The 16,546-nt window shown below is 66.2% G+C and carries 15 protein-coding genes, 1 tRNA gene and 1 pseudogene; 10 read left to right on the top strand and 7 right to left on the bottom strand.

Annotation, left to right across the window (positions count from 1 at the left end; translation table 11 throughout):
- Window positions 1-14 precede the first annotated feature (14 nt).
- Window positions 15-743: a DsbC family protein gene (locus WKW80_RS30885; RefSeq protein WP_340367457.1), complete on the top strand. Its 729-nt coding sequence runs from the start codon at window positions 15-17 to the stop codon at window positions 741-743.
- Complete coding sequence (locus tag WKW80_RS30880; RefSeq protein WP_340367414.1) at window positions 743-2,566, top strand: M61 family metallopeptidase; 1,824 nt, start codon at window positions 743-745, stop codon at window positions 2,564-2,566. Before WKW80_RS30885 ends, WKW80_RS30880 begins: the two co-directional genes overlap by 1 nt.
- 3 nt (window positions 2,567-2,569) lie before the next feature.
- On the opposite strand, the gene WKW80_RS30875 is transcribed toward WKW80_RS30880, so the two are convergent.
- Window positions 2,570-3,025 (bottom strand): CopD family protein, encoded by a 456-nt coding sequence (locus WKW80_RS30875; protein ID WP_340367413.1) that lies wholly within the window; start codon window positions 3,023-3,025, stop codon window positions 2,570-2,572.
- A gap of 124 nt (window positions 3,026-3,149) precedes the next feature.
- Between WKW80_RS30875 and WKW80_RS30870 the strand changes: the two genes are divergently transcribed.
- Window positions 3,150-3,929, top strand: a complete 780-nt coding sequence (locus tag WKW80_RS30870; RefSeq protein WP_340367411.1) for an enoyl-CoA hydratase — start codon at window positions 3,150-3,152, stop codon at window positions 3,927-3,929.
- A gap of 17 nt (window positions 3,930-3,946) precedes the next feature.
- Here WKW80_RS30870 and WKW80_RS30865 read toward each other — a convergent pair whose 3' ends face one another.
- Together WKW80_RS30865 and WKW80_RS30860 are read right to left on the bottom strand one after the other, a co-directional pair.
- Window positions 3,947-5,314 (bottom strand): hypothetical protein, encoded by a 1,368-nt coding sequence (locus WKW80_RS30865; RefSeq protein ID WP_340367410.1) that lies wholly within the window; start codon window positions 5,312-5,314, stop codon window positions 3,947-3,949.
- Window positions 5,311-5,976, bottom strand: a complete 666-nt coding sequence (locus WKW80_RS30860; protein WP_340367409.1) for a sigma-70 family RNA polymerase sigma factor — start codon at window positions 5,974-5,976, stop codon at window positions 5,311-5,313. Before WKW80_RS30860 ends, WKW80_RS30865 begins: the two co-directional genes overlap by 4 nt.
- A 102-nt stretch (window positions 5,977-6,078) precedes the next feature.
- Here WKW80_RS30860 and WKW80_RS30855 point away from each other — a divergent pair.
- Both WKW80_RS30855 and WKW80_RS30850 read left to right on the top strand, forming a co-directional pair.
- Window positions 6,079-6,155 (top strand) — tRNA-Met (locus tag WKW80_RS30855).
- 277 nt (window positions 6,156-6,432) lie between these two features.
- Window positions 6,433-6,858 carry a hypothetical protein gene (locus WKW80_RS30850; protein ID WP_340367408.1) on the top strand — a complete coding sequence of 142 codons (426 nt, stop codon included), beginning with the start codon at window positions 6,433-6,435 and terminating at the stop codon, window positions 6,856-6,858.
- A gap of 286 nt (window positions 6,859-7,144) precedes the next feature.
- Here the strand turns inward: WKW80_RS30850 and WKW80_RS30845 are convergent, their stop codons facing one another.
- The gene (locus WKW80_RS30845) at window positions 7,145-7,861 is read right to left on the bottom strand and encodes an FMN-binding negative transcriptional regulator (protein ID WP_340367407.1); all 717 of its coding nucleotides are present in this window, start codon (window positions 7,859-7,861) and stop codon (window positions 7,145-7,147) included.
- 245 nt (window positions 7,862-8,106) lie between these two features.
- Between WKW80_RS30845 and WKW80_RS30840 the strand changes: the two genes are divergently transcribed.
- On the top strand, window positions 8,107-8,670 hold the full coding sequence (locus tag WKW80_RS30840; protein WP_340367406.1) for a retropepsin-like aspartic protease family protein: 564 nt from the start codon (window positions 8,107-8,109) through the stop codon (window positions 8,668-8,670).
- 37 nt (window positions 8,671-8,707) lie between these two features.
- Here the strand turns inward: WKW80_RS30840 and WKW80_RS30835 are convergent, their stop codons facing one another.
- Window positions 8,708-9,574: a UDP-2,3-diacylglucosamine diphosphatase gene (locus WKW80_RS30835; protein ID WP_340367405.1), complete on the bottom strand. Its 867-nt coding sequence runs from the start codon at window positions 9,572-9,574 to the stop codon at window positions 8,708-8,710.
- Window positions 9,575-9,670: 96 nt separating this feature from the next.
- On the opposite strand from WKW80_RS30835, the gene WKW80_RS30830 reads away from it, so the two are divergent.
- A complete protein-coding gene (locus tag WKW80_RS30830) occupies window positions 9,671-11,548 on the top strand; it encodes a lysoplasmalogenase family protein (protein WP_340367404.1) in 1,878 nt (625 codons plus the stop codon).
- The gene (locus WKW80_RS30825) at window positions 11,545-11,820 is read left to right on the top strand and encodes a cupin domain-containing protein (RefSeq protein WP_340367403.1); all 276 of its coding nucleotides are present in this window, start codon (window positions 11,545-11,547) and stop codon (window positions 11,818-11,820) included. The genes WKW80_RS30830 and WKW80_RS30825 overlap by 4 nt, the downstream gene beginning before the upstream one ends.
- A 13-nt stretch (window positions 11,821-11,833) precedes the next feature.
- Here WKW80_RS30825 and dmeF read toward each other — a convergent pair.
- Both dmeF and ruvB read right to left on the bottom strand, forming a co-directional pair.
- Window positions 11,834-12,808: pseudogene (dmeF, locus tag WKW80_RS30820) on the bottom strand (CDF family Co(II)/Ni(II) efflux transporter DmeF); the annotation flags it as partial.
- Between the two features lie 9 nt (window positions 12,809-12,817).
- Entirely contained in the window at window positions 12,818-13,873 is a 1,056-nt protein-coding gene (ruvB, locus tag WKW80_RS30815) for a Holliday junction branch migration DNA helicase RuvB (protein WP_340367402.1), read from the bottom strand.
- Between the two features lie 85 nt (window positions 13,874-13,958).
- Between ruvB and WKW80_RS30810 the strand changes: the two genes are divergently transcribed.
- A complete protein-coding gene (locus tag WKW80_RS30810; protein ID WP_340367401.1) occupies window positions 13,959-14,579 on the top strand; it encodes a CDP-alcohol phosphatidyltransferase family protein in 621 nt (206 codons plus the stop codon).
- A gap of 55 nt (window positions 14,580-14,634) precedes the next feature.
- Window positions 14,635-16,395, top strand: a complete 1,761-nt coding sequence (locus WKW80_RS30805) for a bifunctional alpha/beta hydrolase/class I SAM-dependent methyltransferase (RefSeq protein ID WP_340367400.1) — start codon at window positions 14,635-14,637, stop codon at window positions 16,393-16,395.
- Window positions 16,396-16,546 lie beyond the last annotated feature (151 nt).

Genomic DNA, 16,546 nt, shown 5'->3' with positions numbered 1-16,546 from the left:
GAATCCCGACCATGATGAAGCTCGCTCGCAACCTCCTCGCCACCCTGGCCTTCGGCAGCGTCCTTGCTGTATCGCTGCAAGCACAAGCCGGCGAAGCCGAAATCCGCAAGAACCTGGCTGCGCGCATTCCGCAGTTCGCCAGGATCGACGAGGTCACCAAGTCACCGATGCCGGGCCTCTTCGAAGTGCGCATCAACGGCTTCGAGATCTTCTACACCGATGCCGACGGCAACTACCTGCTGCAAGGCAACCTGATCGATGTGAAGGAGCGCCGCAACCTGACCGAGGAGCGCGTCGAGAAGCTCAGCGAAGTGGCCTTCAACAAGCTGCCCATGAACGATGCCTTCAAGATCGTGCGCGGCAACGGCAAGCGCAAGCTGGCGGTGTTCGAAGACCCGAACTGCGGCTACTGCAAGCATTTCGAGCGCGACATGAAGAACGTCGACAACGTCACCGTCTACCTCTTCCTGTACCCGGTGCTGGGCCCTGATTCGAACGTCAAGGCGCGCAACATCTGGTGCGCCAAGGACAAGGCCAAGAGCTGGAACGACTGGATGGCGAGCGAGGTCAAGCCCGAGACCGCCGCCGCAAGCTGTGACGCGGCCGCACTCGAGCGCAACATCGCATTCGGCCGCAAGTACAACATCACCGGCACGCCCACGTTGATCTTTGCCGATGGCTCCCGTACACCGGGCGCCATTCCCGCCGCCCAGGTCGAAAAGCAACTCGCCGCGGCCAACTGATGGCGACGGCTGTTGCCACGAAGCGCCGCAAAGCGCCGGCGCTGCGGTTCCGCATCGAATGCGCCGACCGCAATGCCCACCTGTTTGCCGTCACGCTCACCATCGACAATCCGGCCGCGCATCAACGCGTGTCGCTGCCCGTGTGGATACCGGGCAGCTACCTGGTTCGCGAATTCGCCAGGAACCTGCAAAAACTGACCGCCTCGCAAAGCCGCCGCGCGCTGGCGATCCAGCAACTCGACAAGCACAGCTGGCAAGTCGATTGCGCCGCGGGCAGGCCGCTGGTGCTGCATTACGAGGTCTGCGCCTACGACCATTCGGTGCGCACCGCCTGGCTCGATGCCGACCGGGGTTTCTTCAACGGCACCAGCCTGTGCCTGCGCGTCGAAGGGCAAGCGGACGATCCGCATGGCATCGACATCGTGGCGCCCGAACAAGTCCCGGGCAATGCGCGCTGGTCCTGCGCCACGGCCTTGCACGGCGTGGATACCGATGCCCAAGGCTTCGGCATCCACCGGGCCGCCAACTATGACGAGCTGGCCGACTCGCCCGTCGAGATGGGTGCCTTCTGGAGTGCGGACTTCTCCGTGTGCGGCGTGCCGCATCGCTTCGTGGTCGCAGGCGCAACGGCATCGTTCGACGGCGACAAGCTGATCGCCGACACCCGTGCCATCTGCGAGACCGAGATGCGCTTCTGGCACGGCGACAAGGTTGGCAAGCGCGGCGGCCCGGCCGCACCGTTCGACCGCTATGTGTTCATGCTCAATGCGGTCGACGATGGCTACGGCGGGCTGGAGCATCGCCATTCCACCGCGCTGATCTGCACCCGCCGCGACCTGCCGCAACTGGACGCCCGCAAACAGCCCGAGGGCTACACCACGCTGCTGGGCCTGATCAGCCACGAGTACTTCCATACCTGGAACGTGAAGCGGCTTCGACCCGCCGAGTTTGCGCGCTACGACTACGCGCAGGAAAACTACACCGAACTGCTCTGGTTGTTCGAAGGCTTCACCAGCTACTACGACGACCTGCTGCTGCGCCGCGCCGAACGCATCGACAACGCCGGCTACCTGAAGCTCATCAACAAGACCATCAACGGCGTGCTGCAGTCGCCGGGACGGCTGGTGCAGTCGGTGGCGCGGGCCAGTTTCGATGCCTGGGTCAAGTACTACCGGCAAGACGAGCAAACGCCCAACAGCACCATCAGCTACTACACCAAGGGCTCGCTGGTCGCGCTGTGCTTCGACCTCACGCTGCGCCGCGAAGGCAATGGTTCGCTCGACGACGTGATGCGCTTGCTGTGGAACGTGAGCGCGGGAGGCCCCATCACCGAGGCCGACTTTGCCAGCGCATTGCTGGCGATCGGCGGGCGCACCTACGACAAGGAGATTGCGGCCTGGGTGCATGGCACCGACGAGTTGCCCTTGTCGGACCTGCTGCGCGCCCATGGCGTCGCCGCGCTCGACGACCCGTCGCAGCGCGCGCAGGAACTGGGCGTGCGCGTGAGCGAGACCAACGGCAGCGTTCAAGTGAAGGTCGTGCTGCGCGGCGGCGCGGCCGAGCAGGCCGGCTTTGCCGCCAACGACGAATGGATCGGCGTTGAAGTGCCCGCGAAGAAGGGCCACCCCGCCCAAGCCTGGCGCATCACCAAGCTGGACGACCTGGCGCTCTACCTCGGCCCGCAGAAAATAATGACCGCCATCGTCGCGCGCGACCGCCGCATGCTGCGGTTGCCGCTCACGCTGCCGACGGGCTTGACGACCTGGCGCCTGTTTGCGCAAGACCCGGCGTTGATCGCAGCCTGGCTCGCGCCGACGAACTGAAGCTCAAATCGCGCGACCGAGCGCGGCCAGCGCGAACACCAGCACGCCGAACGAGAGGTTCAGCGCGACGAGCTTGCGAATCAGGTTGAGCCGCCCGGCCGCGACGGGCCACTCCCTGGCGGTGATCGCGCGCTTCAGCTTCGGATAGACACCAAACCGGATGTGGCCGTAGACGGCCATCATGACGAGGCCAACGGTGAGCATCGCATGCACGTTCCAGCGCATCGCACCCATGCCACCTGAAATGGCGATCATCGCGAACCCGCTCAGCAGCAACAACACGATCGCCACGTTCACCCCCACGAAGAAGCGGCCCAGCGCCGCGCCCATGAGGGGCAGGCGCAGCGGCGGCTCCAGCAGGGCCACTGCTGCGGGGCGCACGGCAAAGTGCATCACCGCCATGCCGCCCACCCAGAAAGCGGCCGACGCCAAGTGAAGAAACAACAGAACAGCTGGCATGAAGCTCATCGTGGACACCCTTTGCAGGCGCCGAGTGTGCACCGGGCCGGCGGCCTCGTCTCGCTATAGTCGTTCGACCCCCGATTTCCCCATCCTTCCATTCCCCACTTCAACGGAGATAGCCATGAGCTACGAAAACATCGAAGTCCGCACCGAGGCCGGCACGGTCGGCATCATCACGCTGAACCGGCCGAAGGCGCTCAACGCGCTGAACGATGCGTTGATGACCGAGCTGGGCACCGCACTCAAGGCCTTCGATGCCGACGAATCCATCGGCTGCATCATCCTGACCGGCAGCGAACGCGCATTTGCCGCCGGCGCCGACATCCGCGCGATGGCCAACTACAGCTTTGCCGACGTCTACAAGGGCGACTACATCACGCGCAATTGGGAAACCGTCCGCTCGATCCGCAAGCCCGTCATTGCGGCGGTGAGCGGCTTTGCACTCGGCGGCGGCTGCGAGCTGGCGATGATGTGCGACTTCATCATCGCGGCGGACAACGCGAAGTTCGGCCAGCCCGAGATCAAGATCGGCGTGATTCCCGGTGCCGGCGGCACGCAGCGCCTGCCGCGCGCGGTCGGCAAGAGCAAGGCGATGGACATGGCGCTGACCGCCCGCATGATGGACGCGGCCGAGGCCGAACGCGCGGGACTGGTCAGCCGCGTGGTGCCGTTCGACAAGCTGGCCGACGAGGCACTTGGCGCAGCGCTGGTGATTTCCGGCTTCTCGCGCATCGCGGTGATGGCGGCCAAGGAGTCGGTGAACCGCGCCTTCGAAGGTGGGCTCAGCGACGGCGTGATGTTCGAGCGCCGGCTGTTCCATTCGTTGTTCGCAACCGCCGATCAGAAGGAAGGCATGGACGCATTCGTGAACAAGCGCGAGCCCGTGTTCACGCACCTCTGAGTTCGCGCTCGCTGCTGCTACGGCCGCCGCAGCGGGGTGGCGTGGCCTTGAGGCGCCTGGGGTTCGGCAGGCGGCGGTGCCTCGGCAGGCGGCACGGCCGGTTGGGCGGGCGCGGGTTGATTCGACGCGGCGGGCAACGGGGCCACGGCATCCCGAAGCGCCTCCCGCAATCCATCGAGCGCGCCTTCCGGCGGCTGGCCCGTGGCGGGCGTCGATCCGCCTTCGCGCCAGCGCACCTCGCCGCGCGCCAACTCGAACTGCGCCAGCGGCTTGCCGTTGCGTTCGAGCATGACCCGCCATTCCACCTTGTTGCGCAAGGGCTGCGGTCCCACGGCAGCGAGCGCGGCGGACCCGACCAACGTGCCGAGGTCGGTCGCTTCCGAGCGCGAATAGGTCCGGCTCTGGCCGTTCGGCCCGATCACTGTCATGCGCGTCCATTGGCCGAGCGCCGCAAAAGTCGGCGGCTCGCTTGCATCGGTGCGCACCGGCGACGATGGAGTCGCGCCGGCGGTGGCATTGGCAGCCTTTTGGGGCGCGGCCATCATCGGGGCGGGAGCGGGTGCTGCCATGGGCGGCGGTTCAGCCGCGGCCAACTCGTCGCGTGCGCGCGCACTCCGGCGATCCGCCGTGGCAGCTGAGGCGGATGCAGGCGCGCGTTCGTCCGCGCGCCGGGATGCAGCAGCCGGCGGTGCGACCCCTGCGGGATTCGGAGCACGCGCAACACCCATACCTGGAATCGGCACGGCTTTGCTGGCAACTTCTCGTGCCTCCCGCTCGGCTTCCTGGGCCTTCCTCAGCGCAGCCTGGATCGCGATGTCGCGCGCCGTCGGCTGCGGCAGTGCAGTGGGAGCCTCGGGTGGCGCCGGTGGCAGTTCCCGAGCCGCTGGCACGGTCGGTGGTAGCGCGATTTGCGGCGCGCTTTCGTTTGCGGCAGTAGCGCCCGCAGCACTGGCTGGCGCGGATGCCGCGTCCTTGGCGGATGGTGCGGCGGGTGCGGCGGGTGCGGTGGGTGCGGTGGGTGCGGTGGGCGCAGATGTCGCCGACTTCCCTGGCGCCTGGCTGTCGAGTTGCGGGCCCGGCACCGGTTGTCGTTGCCACAACACAGTCACGAATACGCCGACCAGCACAGTCGCGAAGGCCGCGCGCCACGGCGTGCGCGATTTCTTGGGCGCACCCAGGCCGAGCAGTTGACGCCACCACGACCGGTCCAGCAATTCGGTCAGCTCCGCATCGCTCGGGCCCACGGCGCGGTGTGCCATCTGCCGAATCGTCTTGCGAAGGTGGAAATTGGGCACGGCAGCATGGTCCGGCGCGTTTTCCAGCGCGCGGCGCAACGCCGGATCGGGCAGGTCGTCGTCCTCGAGCAAGGCGTGTTCGTCGTTCATGACACGCGTTCCAATGCCGACAGGTAGCGTTCCATGCAGATGCGCAATTTCTGCAGGCCGTAGCGCAGCCGGCTGCGCACGGTCTCGAAGCCGACGTCCAGGCTCAGGGACATCGCTTCGATGGTGAAGCCTTCCTCTTGCTGCAGCAGGAAGGCCGCGCGCTGTTCATCCGGGAGTTCGTCGAGGCAGGCCAGCAGGCGGCGACCTGCGGCACGCCAAAAGGCGACTTCTTCGGTCGACGGCTGTTGCGCGGCGCCGGCACGGAGCAGGCCGCGGCTGAACAGAACGCCCGCCTCCAGGCCATCGCCATCTTCGTCGTGCGCATAGAACGACACCTCGCGCCCGCTCAGGCGCAGGCGGTCCATGGCCAGGTTGTGCGCGATGGTGAAGGCCCAGGTCCGCCAGCTGGCCCGCTCCGGCGAGAAGCTCGCCCGCGCCTTGACGATCCGCTCCCAGGTTTCCTGGAACACCTCGTCGACCTCCGACGACAGGCGCACGCCGAGCAGGCGCCGCACGAAGCGGTACAGCCCGCTCTCGTGGCGGGTGTAGAGCGCATCGAACGCGGCCTTGTCGCCGCCGGCGTAGGCAAGCATCAACTGGTCGTCCGGCACAGGGCCCTCGTCGGGCTGGTTGTCAGAACTGTCGGGGGAAACCGGAGACATGAAGCGATTTTCACCCGGGCTTCTACGGGCGGCGGCACCGGTCGGGGTTAAGGACACTTGTAACTGGAGAACAGTTGCGAGTCGGGCTATAATTTATGGCTCGGCTCTTTAGCTCAGTCGGTTAGAGCGATGGAATCATAATCCACAGGTCCGCGGTTCGAATCCGTGAAGAGCCACCAGACTACATAAGGAAAGCCTGCTATCAATTTGGTAGCAGGCTTTTTCTTTTGCGGCGTAAATCAAGACGTGAAAGTTGGTTCTACCCCTGATCTTCGCGGCCGCCTGGCGCCAGCTCCTGCACTGCCGCGACCGACTCGCCAGCTCCGGTTCCTTCAATTCACATGCCACCGTCGCCCTGCGTTTACGCCAACTTTGCAATCGCTGCGTGCACCCCGTTCTCAGCAACGGCGTTTGATGGACACGAGGCAGCAGTTGCCTTCGCATAGGAAATTTCAAATGCACGCAAGTCACTCGGTATTGGTCAAGTTGGCAGCTGTCGGGGTCGTAGCCGTCGCAGCACTCACGGGTGCCGCTGCCGCAAGCGCCGGCGCCAACTGGTCCGTTGGCATCTCCCTGCCCGGTGTGGAAGTCGGCGTGGCCGACCCGGCGCCCGTCTACTACCAGCCCGCGCCCGTGTACTCGCGTCCTGCGCCCGTGTACCAGCCTGCTCCGGCGTATCGACCCGCGCCCGTGTACTACCGCCCTGCACCGCCCGTTGCCTACGCTCCCGCCCCCGTTTACTACGAGCCGCGGTATCGCGATGAAGAACGACGGGTCTATCGTGCCGGCTGGGGTGGTGGTCGCCATTGGGAGCGCCGAGATTGGGATCGTCGCGAACATGAGCACCGCGAGGACCGCCGCGCCTGGAACGATAGAGACTGACGCTTTTTCGATCAACCGACAACCTGCAGGCGCGCGCCGCCGGACTCAGGCTTGAACGGCACGTTTGCCTGTTCGAGGATCCATGCTTCGACAGGTCCGCTGTTCGAATCCGCGAATAGCACCCACAGTGCCTCGCGAGAAATCGCTGACGTTCATAAGCCCCAAGGAAATCAAGTACTCGGGGCTTTTTCATGCGCGCTTGCTCGATTGGTCCGCGTGCGTTCGTCTCATCGTGCAAGACCTGTTGCGCCGTCCGTGCGTGAGCGCTGGACGTTGTACGACCCTGTCAGGCACCCTCGCATCGACCAATTGCCTTGTTCACGAGGGAGGCCATTCTTGAAGCGTTATCGCTTCCCTCGGCAACGAGCCTGGTGACGGTACCCAACCTGTCCTGCAGGGCTTCATCCTGGCTGGCCTTCACTTTGCCGACGAGACGATCAACCGGGATCTCGATGCCCACCACGGCACGAATCAACTTATTTACGTAATCCGCTGGCGCGTCCGTCACCTTCCAGGGCGATGGCCGCGTAGATTCATTGACCGCCGTAAGACGGACCAGCATCTCGTACAGCCAATCCCGGTCGTCGACGGCCCGAGCAACGCCGTGCGCGTGGGCAACGGCGTAGTTCCAGGTCGGGACCACTTTGCCGTGCTCGAGCTTGCTCGGGTACCACCCCGGCGTGACGTACGACTGCGGGCCTTGAAACATGACGACCGACGGCTCGGAATCCGGGAGTTGCCTCCACACCGGATTGACCCGCGAGACGTGACCGACGAGCGTCCCGAATTCGCCGCGCGACCTGTCCAGCAGAAAGGGAATGTGATTGGCGACGAGCCCGCCTTCGCTGGGTGCGACCCAGCCACCCAATGGATAGGTCTCTATCAATGCATGCGCTTCATTGATGTCAGGCAGCGCATGGTCTCTTGGCACATACACGAAAACTCCCTTGATTGAGCTGAGCCGCTGACCCGCCCAAGCCAGTGCGTAATCTGGTGATTGCATTCTGCCTCGGAGCAATGGCGCGACGACGGCCAGCGATGGTCAGTTCTGTTCGACACCATCGCGCGATAGGCGACGAACCTCGCTCAGGCCGGGCTTTCGTCACACCGCACGACCCAAGAAATGTAATTACATGTTTCAGACAGCATTAAAATGTTGCAACAGGAGGGGACGTCGCGCTCGCAGGGTTCGACACACTCACCGCAGCCGGCCAAGGCGGGCTGGCCGCTCCATTCAAGCAGCATTCGGTGGACAGCCACAAAAGAAGAACCATGAAGTATTTGCCTTTGGTCATCGCGCTGCTGTGCGCAGGCGCAGCATCCGCTCAGGATCGGATCTGGCGGTGCGGCTCCGAATTCATCAACGATGTGAACATCGCCCGGCAGAGGGGATGCAAGGACACCGGCCTGGGCAAGCTCGGGGGCTCGACTTCGATGAAGCTTTCAGAGGTGACGGTTCCGGTCGATGACGACGGACACTTTCGCGTGCGGGGCACCGTCAACGGCCAGCCAGCGGTTTTCCTCGTCGACACCGGCGCGACCTTCGTCGGCATTTCGGACGAACTCGCGCGCCGGGCCAATCTGCTGGGAGGCGCGGCTGTCCAGTTTCGCACCGCGAATGGGGTGCGGGACAGCCGGGTGGTGCAGGGCGTCAACGTGATGGCCGGATCTCTTGGCGTGCCGGATGGTGTCGCAGTCGCGGTCGGCACCATCGGCCTGGGGGACGATGTCTTGCTCGGTCAGAGCTTTCTGTCCCACTTCGAGATCACGATGAACGGCAAGCAGATGGTCATCCGAAACAGGATTCAGTGACCGCATCGGCCCTTGCGCCGACTTGCCTGGCGGCTTCTCAAGCCACCTCGGTGCTCCGACGCCGCGCCCTCGGGGGCACCTGCGTGAGGGCGGGCATGTGTTCCGCCCAGTGGATGATTTCGAGCGTGCCGTCCGCCCGCTCTGCCAGCGCCGTCAGGCTCTCGACCCAGTCGCCATCGTTGCAGTACAGGATGCCGTCGATGTCGCGCATCTCCGCATGATGGATATGCCCGCAGACTACGCCCTGCACGCCGCGCTTGCGGGCCTCTCGCGCCACTGCCATCTCGAAGTCGCCGACGTAGCTGACCGCGCGCTTGACCTTCTGCTTGAGGTAGTTCGATAGCGACCAGTACGGCAGCCCCATGCGTGCGCGCAACGAGTTCAGGTGGCGGTTGAGCTTGAGCGTGAATTCGTAGAGCGAGTCGCCGACGTGGGCCAGCCATTTGGCACATTGGATCACGCCATCGAACAGGTCGCCGTGGATGATCCAGAGCTTGCGGCCATCGGCGGTTTCGTGGATCCATTCTTCGGCAACCTCGATGCCGCCGAAGTTGTGGTTGAGGTACTTGCGCGCGAACTCGTCATGGTTGCCAGGTATGAAGATCACGCGAGTGCCGTTGCGCGCCTTGCGCAACAGCTTCTGCACCACGTCGTTGTGCGCCTGCGGCCAGTACCAGTGGCGGCGCAGTTGCCAGCCGTCGATGATGTCGCCGACCAGGAACAGCGTGTCGCATTCGGTGTGCTTGAGGAAGTCGAGCAGCGCGCGGGCCTGGCACCCGGGTGTGCCGAGGTGCAGGTCCGATATCCACAGGGAGCGGTAACGCCCGCGCGGTCGCGTTGCCGGATCGATGTCGGGGCCGGCCGTGTCGCGCCATGCGCGCAGGAATGCGTCTTCTCTTTGCATGGATGCATAGGCTCGCAGGACGGCATGACGCCGCCATGGCAATGGAGTGACACCCACGTGACCGTCGCCCCCAGGCAAACACGACAATGGCGGACTATGCGACCCGGCCAGATCATTGTTCTCGCGACTCCTGTTTTCTTCCTGCTGATTGCGATCGAGTTCGCCGTGGGCCGCGTGCGCGCACGCCGCGGTACCGGACACGACACCTACCGGCTGGCCGATGCGGTCAACAGCATCGGCCTGGGCATGCTGAGCCAGATCACCACCGTGCTGACCGGGCTGCTGCGCATCGGCATCTACACGGCCGTCTACTCGGCCGTGGCCTTGTTTCCCGACACCGACTTCTGGACGCAGTGGTACGGCTGGCTGCTGGCGCTGGTGTTCTACGACTTCTGCTACTACTGGCTGCACCGCATGGGCCACGAGTCGGCCGTGCTCTGGGCGGCGCATGTGGTGCACCACCAGAGCCAGCACTACAACCTCTCGACCGCGTTGCGGCAGACCTCGAGCGGCGCGCTGCTGGGCTGGATCTTCTACCTGCCGATGGCGGTGGCCGGCGTGCCGCCGCTGGTGTTCGGGGTGGTGGCGCTGGTCGACCTGCTCTACCAGTTCTGGGTGCACACCGAGCAGGTCGGCAAGCTCGGCTGGTTCGACCGCTGGTTCTGCTCGCCGTCGAACCACCGCGTCCACCATGCCGTGAACGACGGCTACCTGGACCGCAACTACGGCGGCATCCTGATCGTGTGGGACAGGATATTCGGGAGCTTCAAGGAAGAAGGCGAGCCCTGTGTCTACGGCACGCGCAGTCCGCTGCAAAGCTGGGATCCGCTGTGGGCCAATGCCGAGGTGTACTGGGTGCTGGCAAAGGATTCGTGGCACGCGCGCAGTTGGACCGACAAGTTGCGCGTGTGGCTCAAGCCGCCGGGCTGGCGGCCGGCCGACGTGGCGGCACGCTTCCCGAAACCAGCCTTCGACATCGCGCAGGTCAAGCGCTACGAGCCGCCGGTTTCGAGCCGCGTGCAGTGGTTTGCCGGTGTCCAGTTCGGGGTGCTGCTCGGCGGCGTGGCAACTTTCCTCTGGTACGCCGACGCGCTGCCACTCGCACAGAGCGGCGTCTGGCTGGCCGCATTGACGGCCGCACTCTGGGCCATCGGCGGCGCCTTGCAGGGGCGGTTGTCGATCGCCGAAGTGCTGTTCATCGAAGCCGCAGCGCTGGCGGCGGCGAGCGGCGCGCTCGGCCCAGCCAGCCTGCACTTCGTCTGCAAGCCGCTGGCGCTGCTGCTGTTGATCGGCGTCGCGGTGGTTCGCGCGCGCCGCGCCGGTGCGATCGGCCGCTTCGACACGCTGCTGCTGGCGGGCCTCGGCGCATCGCTCGCCGGGGACGTGCTGCTGATGTGGCCGGGGCTGTTCGTGCCGGGGCTGGTGTGCTTCCTGCTCGCGCACCTGGCCTACATCGCGCTGTTACGCATCGGCGTGGGCTTGCTTCCCCGGCGCGGCGCACTCGCCGCCACGCTGGGCGTGGGAGCGGCGATGTACGCGATGCTGTGGTTCGGCGGGCTGCCCGCTGCGCTGCGCGTGCCGGTCGGGCTCTATGTGGTCGTCATCGCCTGCATGGCGGCACAGGCGCTGGGCCGCGCGGCGGTCCGGGGCGACGCGTCATCGCGCTGGGTTGCGGCAGGCGCCTGCTTCTTCATGCTCAGCGACGCGCTGCTGGCCACCAACCGCTTCGTCATGCCGCTGCCGCTGGCCTCGCTGTGGGTGCTGGCGACCTACTACGCCGCGCAGATGCTGATCGTGCGGCATGCATGGCCGCCGGTGGTATGGCCGGCCGTCCTGGCCTGCCGCGGCGGAGGGCCCGTCCCGGGGGGTGGCCTGCGCGTTCCTATCGATGGAGTCGTGGGTATTGACCACGACGAGACGGGAATCATGAACACTACGCGTTCCCCACGCCGCAAGCCAGACCAGACGCCATGACACTGCCCGACTTCACGACCTTTCGCGCCGACGCCCTGGCACGGGGCTTCCAGGAGGTGCTCGAGCGTCGATGGGAGCCGGGCCAGGTAGTGGCCGAACACACCCATCCCTTCGAAGCAGCCGCGCTGGTGGTGCAAGGCGAGATGTGGCTCACCGTGGGCGGGTCAACCGAGCACCTGCGGCCCGGCGGCCGTTTCAACCTTGCAGCGGGAACGCCGCACGCCGAGGTGTACGGCCCCGAAGGCGCCATCTACTGGGTGGCGCGGCGCTGAGGCAACTCAGCGGCTACGACCCTGGCGCGGAAAGCAGCGCCTCAGCGCTGCAGCGCTGGATTTCCACCGTGGAGTGCCGGATCTCCTCGTGCTTCGAGAAGCAGGCGCGCACCTCGTCGGCGTTCAAGGTCGGCGAGTGCGTGACCACTGCGACGGCGCAGGCATAGGCGCCGCGGCCGACACGCCAGACGTGCAGGTCGGCCACGCGGGTCTCGGACGCGGCCAGCGTCTGCTCGATGCCGTCGCGGATGTCGTCGACCACCGGATGGTCCATCTCGCGGTCGAGCAGCACGCGGCCGGTTTCCAGGAGGAGTCCCTTGGCCCAGAGCGCCACCAGAACCGCGCCGGCGATGCCCATCAAAGGATCGAGCCAGGCCCAGCCATGGAGCCAGCCGCCGGCCAGCGCGATGATCGCCAGCACCGAGGTGGCGGCATCCGCCAGCACATGCAGGTAGGCCGACTTGGGATTCAGGTCCTCGCCGTGGGCATGAGAGTGGTCATGGCCATGCTTGTGAGAGTGATCGTGGTCGTGGTGGTGCGCCGTGCCCAGCAAGCGCGCACACACGAGGTTCACGACCAGCCCCAGCACGCCGACGATGATCGCCTCGCGGTAGTGGATCGGCGCCGGCGACCAGAGCCGCTCGATCGAGCCGACCACCATCAGCACGGCCACCCCCAGCAGGAACAGCGCGCTGGCGAAGCCGCCGAGCACCTCGATCTTCCAGGTGCCGAAGGCGAAGCGCGGATCGTGCGCGTAGCGGCGTGCGGCGGCATACGCGAAGGTGCTGAGCCCGATCGCCACCGCATGCGAGTTCATGTGCCAGCCGTCGGCCAGCAGGGCCATCGAATTGAACCACCCTCCCGCACCTATCTCGAGTGCCATCGCCACGGCGGTGATCCACATCACCAGCCGCGTGCTGCGCTCGGCGCGCACGTTGTCGTCGGCGAAGTCGTGGTCATGGCGCCAGGCGCCGAGGTCGTGAGGGTGTGCATGGACTCAGGCTGCGAACATGTCCCCATCGCGCGAAGGCGGCGCCACGCCCAGGTGCCGGTACGCCGCCAGCGTGGCAATGCGCCCGCGCGGCGTACGCTGCAGGTAGCCCTGCTGGATCAGGTAGGGCTCGATCACGTCCTCGATGGTCTCGCGCTCCTCGCCGATGCTGGCCGCCACGTTGTCCAGGCCGACCGGGCCGCCGTCGAAGCGGTGGATGACGGCTTCGAGCAGCTTGCGGTCCATCAGGTCGAAGCCCTGCGGGTCGACGTCGAGCATCGCCAGCGCCTTGTGGGCAATGGCTTCGGTGATGCGCCCGTCGCCCTTGACTTCGGCATAGTCGCGCACGCGCCGCAGCAGCCGGTTGGCGATGCGCGGCGTGCCGCGCGATCGGCGTGCAATCTCGAATCCGCCGGCCTCGTCCATCGCCACCTTCAGCAGGCCAGCGCTGCGCCGCACGATGTGGGCCAGTTCTTCCGCCGTGTAGAACTCCAGCCGCGCCACGATCCCGAAGCGGTCGCGCAGCGGATTGGTCAGCATGCCGGCGCGCGTGGTGGCGCCGACCAGCGTGAAGGGCTGCAGGTCAAGCTTGATGCTGCGCGCGGCCGGCCCTTCGCCGATCATGATGTCGATCTGGTAGTCCTCCAGCGCGGGGTAGAGGATTTCCTCGACCACCGGGCTCAGGCGGTGGATCTCGTCGATGAAGAGCACGTCGTTGCGCTCGAGGTTGGTCAGCAACGCGGCCAGGTCCTTGGGTTTCTCCAGCACCGGCCCGGAGGTCTGGCGCAGGTTGACGCCAAGTTCGGCGGCGATGATGTGGCTCAGCGTGGTCTTGCCCAATCCGGGCGGGCCGAACAGCAGCACGTGGTCGAGCGCCTCCTCGCGCTTGCGCGCCGCGCCGATGAAGATCTCGAGCTGCTCGCGCACCTTGGCCTGGCCGACATACTCCTGCAGCAGCTTGGGCCGCAGCGCCCGCTCGATCGCCTCTTCGTTCGGCGAAGCCGGGGCGGCGGAGACCACGCGTTGCGGGGCCGGGGCGAAGTCATCGGTCTGGATGGTCATAATGCATAGGGCGGGTACGGCAGTTTAGCCAGATGACCAACTGGCAGAATGCCGCTCCAATCAAGGGAGAGGATGGGCTGGCTGCGTGTCGATTTATCAACTGAAACCGCGATTTCAGGCCTTGCTGCGCCCACTGGTGGTGCGACTGCATGCATCGGGCGCAACGGCCAACCAGGTCACGCTGATCGCCTGCGCGATCTCGCTGGCGCTGGGGCTCTGGCTCTTTTTCGCGCAGCCCGCCGCGGCCGCTTTCGCGCTGGTGCCGGCGTGGATGCTGATTCGCATGGCCTTCAATGCCATCGACGGCATGCTGGCTCGCGAACACCTCCAGCAAAGCAGGCTCGGCGCCTTCCTCAACGAGTTGACCGATGTGCTGTCCGATGCGGCGCTGTACCTGCCCTTTGCGCTCGTCGCCCCGTTCAGCCCGTTCTGGGTCGGCACGGTGATCGTGCTCGCCGGCCTGAGCGAATTCGCCGGCGCCCTTGGCCCGACCGTGGGCGCCTCGCGCCGCTACGACGGCCCGATGGGCAAGAGCGACCGGGCGTTTGTCTTCGGCGCGCTGGGCCTGTACGTGGCGCTCGGATGGCCGAGGCCGCAACCCGTTTCGTGGCTGATTCCCTTGCTTGCGGCAGGCGTTGCGTGGACGATCGTCAATCGCGTTCGACGTGCGCTGGCCGAGGCCCAGGCACCGCAAGAGAATCCATGAGAATTCCGCCTCCTCGCGCGTCTTGTGCGGGTGCAGCCCTCGAATTGACGACCACATGACCACCCCACGCGCTGCGCTAGAGCAGCACTTCCTCACACACGACGGTGTCTCGCTCTTCTACCGTCGCTGGCCCGCCACCAGTGCGACGCGTCGCGGCGCCATCGTGCTGTTCCACCGTGGCCATGAGCACGGCGCGCGCATGGCGCACCTGGTCGATGAACTCGACCTGCCCGATTTCGACTTCTACGCCTGGGACGCACGAGGCCACGGCAAATCACCGGGCCAGCGCGGCTACAGCCCGAGCTTCGCCACCTCGGTGCGCGACGTGCAAACCTTCATCGACCACATCGGCAAGGCGCACGGCGTACCGCCCGAAGACATCCACGTGATCGCGCAAAGCGTCGGCGCCGTGCTGGTGGCCACCTGGGCGCATGACTATGCGCCGAAGGTGCGCGGCCTGACACTGGCCTCGCCGGCGTTCAAGGTGAAGCTGTACGTGCCCTTCGCGCGCGCCGGACTGAGCCTGATGCACAAGCTGCGCGGCCTGTTCTTCGTCAACAGCTACGTCAAGGCCAAGTTCCTGACGCACGACCCGGAACGCATCGCCAGCTACAACAACGACCCGCTGATCGCAAGGCCCATCGCGGTGAACATCCTGCTCGGCTTGTATGAAGCCGCCGACCGTGTGGTGGCCGATGCCAATGCGATCACGCAGCCGGTGCAGTTGCTGATTTCCGGCGCCGACTGGGTGGTGCACCACAAGCCGCAGCATGAGTTCTTCAAGCGGCTCGGCAGCGCCACCAAGACCAAGATGGAACTGCCCGGCTTCTTCCATGACACGCTCGGCGAGAAGGACCGCGCACCGGCCGTAGCCGCCATCCGGGCCTTCGTGCTGCAACTGTTCGACCAGCCCCTGATGCGCGTCGACCTGCACGACGCCCACTTGCGCGGCGAAACCGCCGACGAATCGCGCGCGCTGGCAGAACCTTTGTCGCCGATGTCGCCGCGCGGTGCCTACTGGGCCATGACGCGCGCCGGCCTGCGCTTGGGCGGCATGCTGTCCAGCGGCGTCGCGCTCGGTCACAAGACTGGCTTCGATTCCGGCAGCACGCTGGACTATGTCTACCGCAATACGCCGCAAGGCAAGGGCCCGTTCGGGCGGTCCATCGACAAAACGTACCTCGACTCCATCGGCTGGCGCGGCATTCGCCAACGCAAGATCCACGTCGAGGAACTGCTGCGCGAAGCCATGGAGCGGCTGGCCGACAAGCATCGCGACGTGCGCCTCATGGACATCGCCGCCGGGCATGGCCGCTATGTGCTCGATGCCGTCGTGGCGAGCCCGATCAAGGTCGCGTCGATCCTGCTGCGCGACTACAGCGACATCAACGTGCGCGACGGCCGCGTCCTCATTGCCGAAAAAGAACTCCAGGACATCGCCCGGTTCGTGCAGGCCGATGCGTTCGACCGCATGAGCCTGGCGGCGGTCAGCCCGCGCCCGACGCTCGCCGTGGTCTCGGGTCTGTACGAACTGTTCCCCGACAACGAGATGGTGAGCCGCTCGCTGGCGGGCGTCGGCGATGCGGTGGAAGACGGTGGCTACCTCGTCTACACCGGCCAGCCATGGCATCCGCAGCTCGAGATGATCGCGCGTGCGCTCACCAGCCATCGCCAGGGCGAGGCCTGGGTGATGCGACGCCGTACGCAGGCCGAGATGGACCAGCTCGTCGAGGCCGCGGGCTTTCGCAAGATCACGCAGCGGGTGGACGAGTGGGGCATCTTCACCGTGTCGCTGGCGGTGCGGACCGGGCCATGAGCGCCGCGCCGGGCCGCCCCAAGCAAGCTTGCGCCCCCTTGGGGGGCAGTGAGGACACGCAGTGCCGAACGTGGGGGCCTCGGAGCGCCGCGCCGGGCCGCCCCAAGCAAGCTTGCACCCCCTCGGGGGGCAGTGAGGACACGCAGTGCCG

Source organism: Variovorax humicola (genome assembly GCF_037889915.1).
GTDB classification, from domain to species: domain Bacteria; phylum Pseudomonadota; class Gammaproteobacteria; order Burkholderiales; family Burkholderiaceae_C; genus Variovorax; species Variovorax humicola.
The sequence above is the reverse complement of the archived record's forward strand: the minus strand, read 5'-3'. Positions and strand labels throughout refer to the sequence as shown.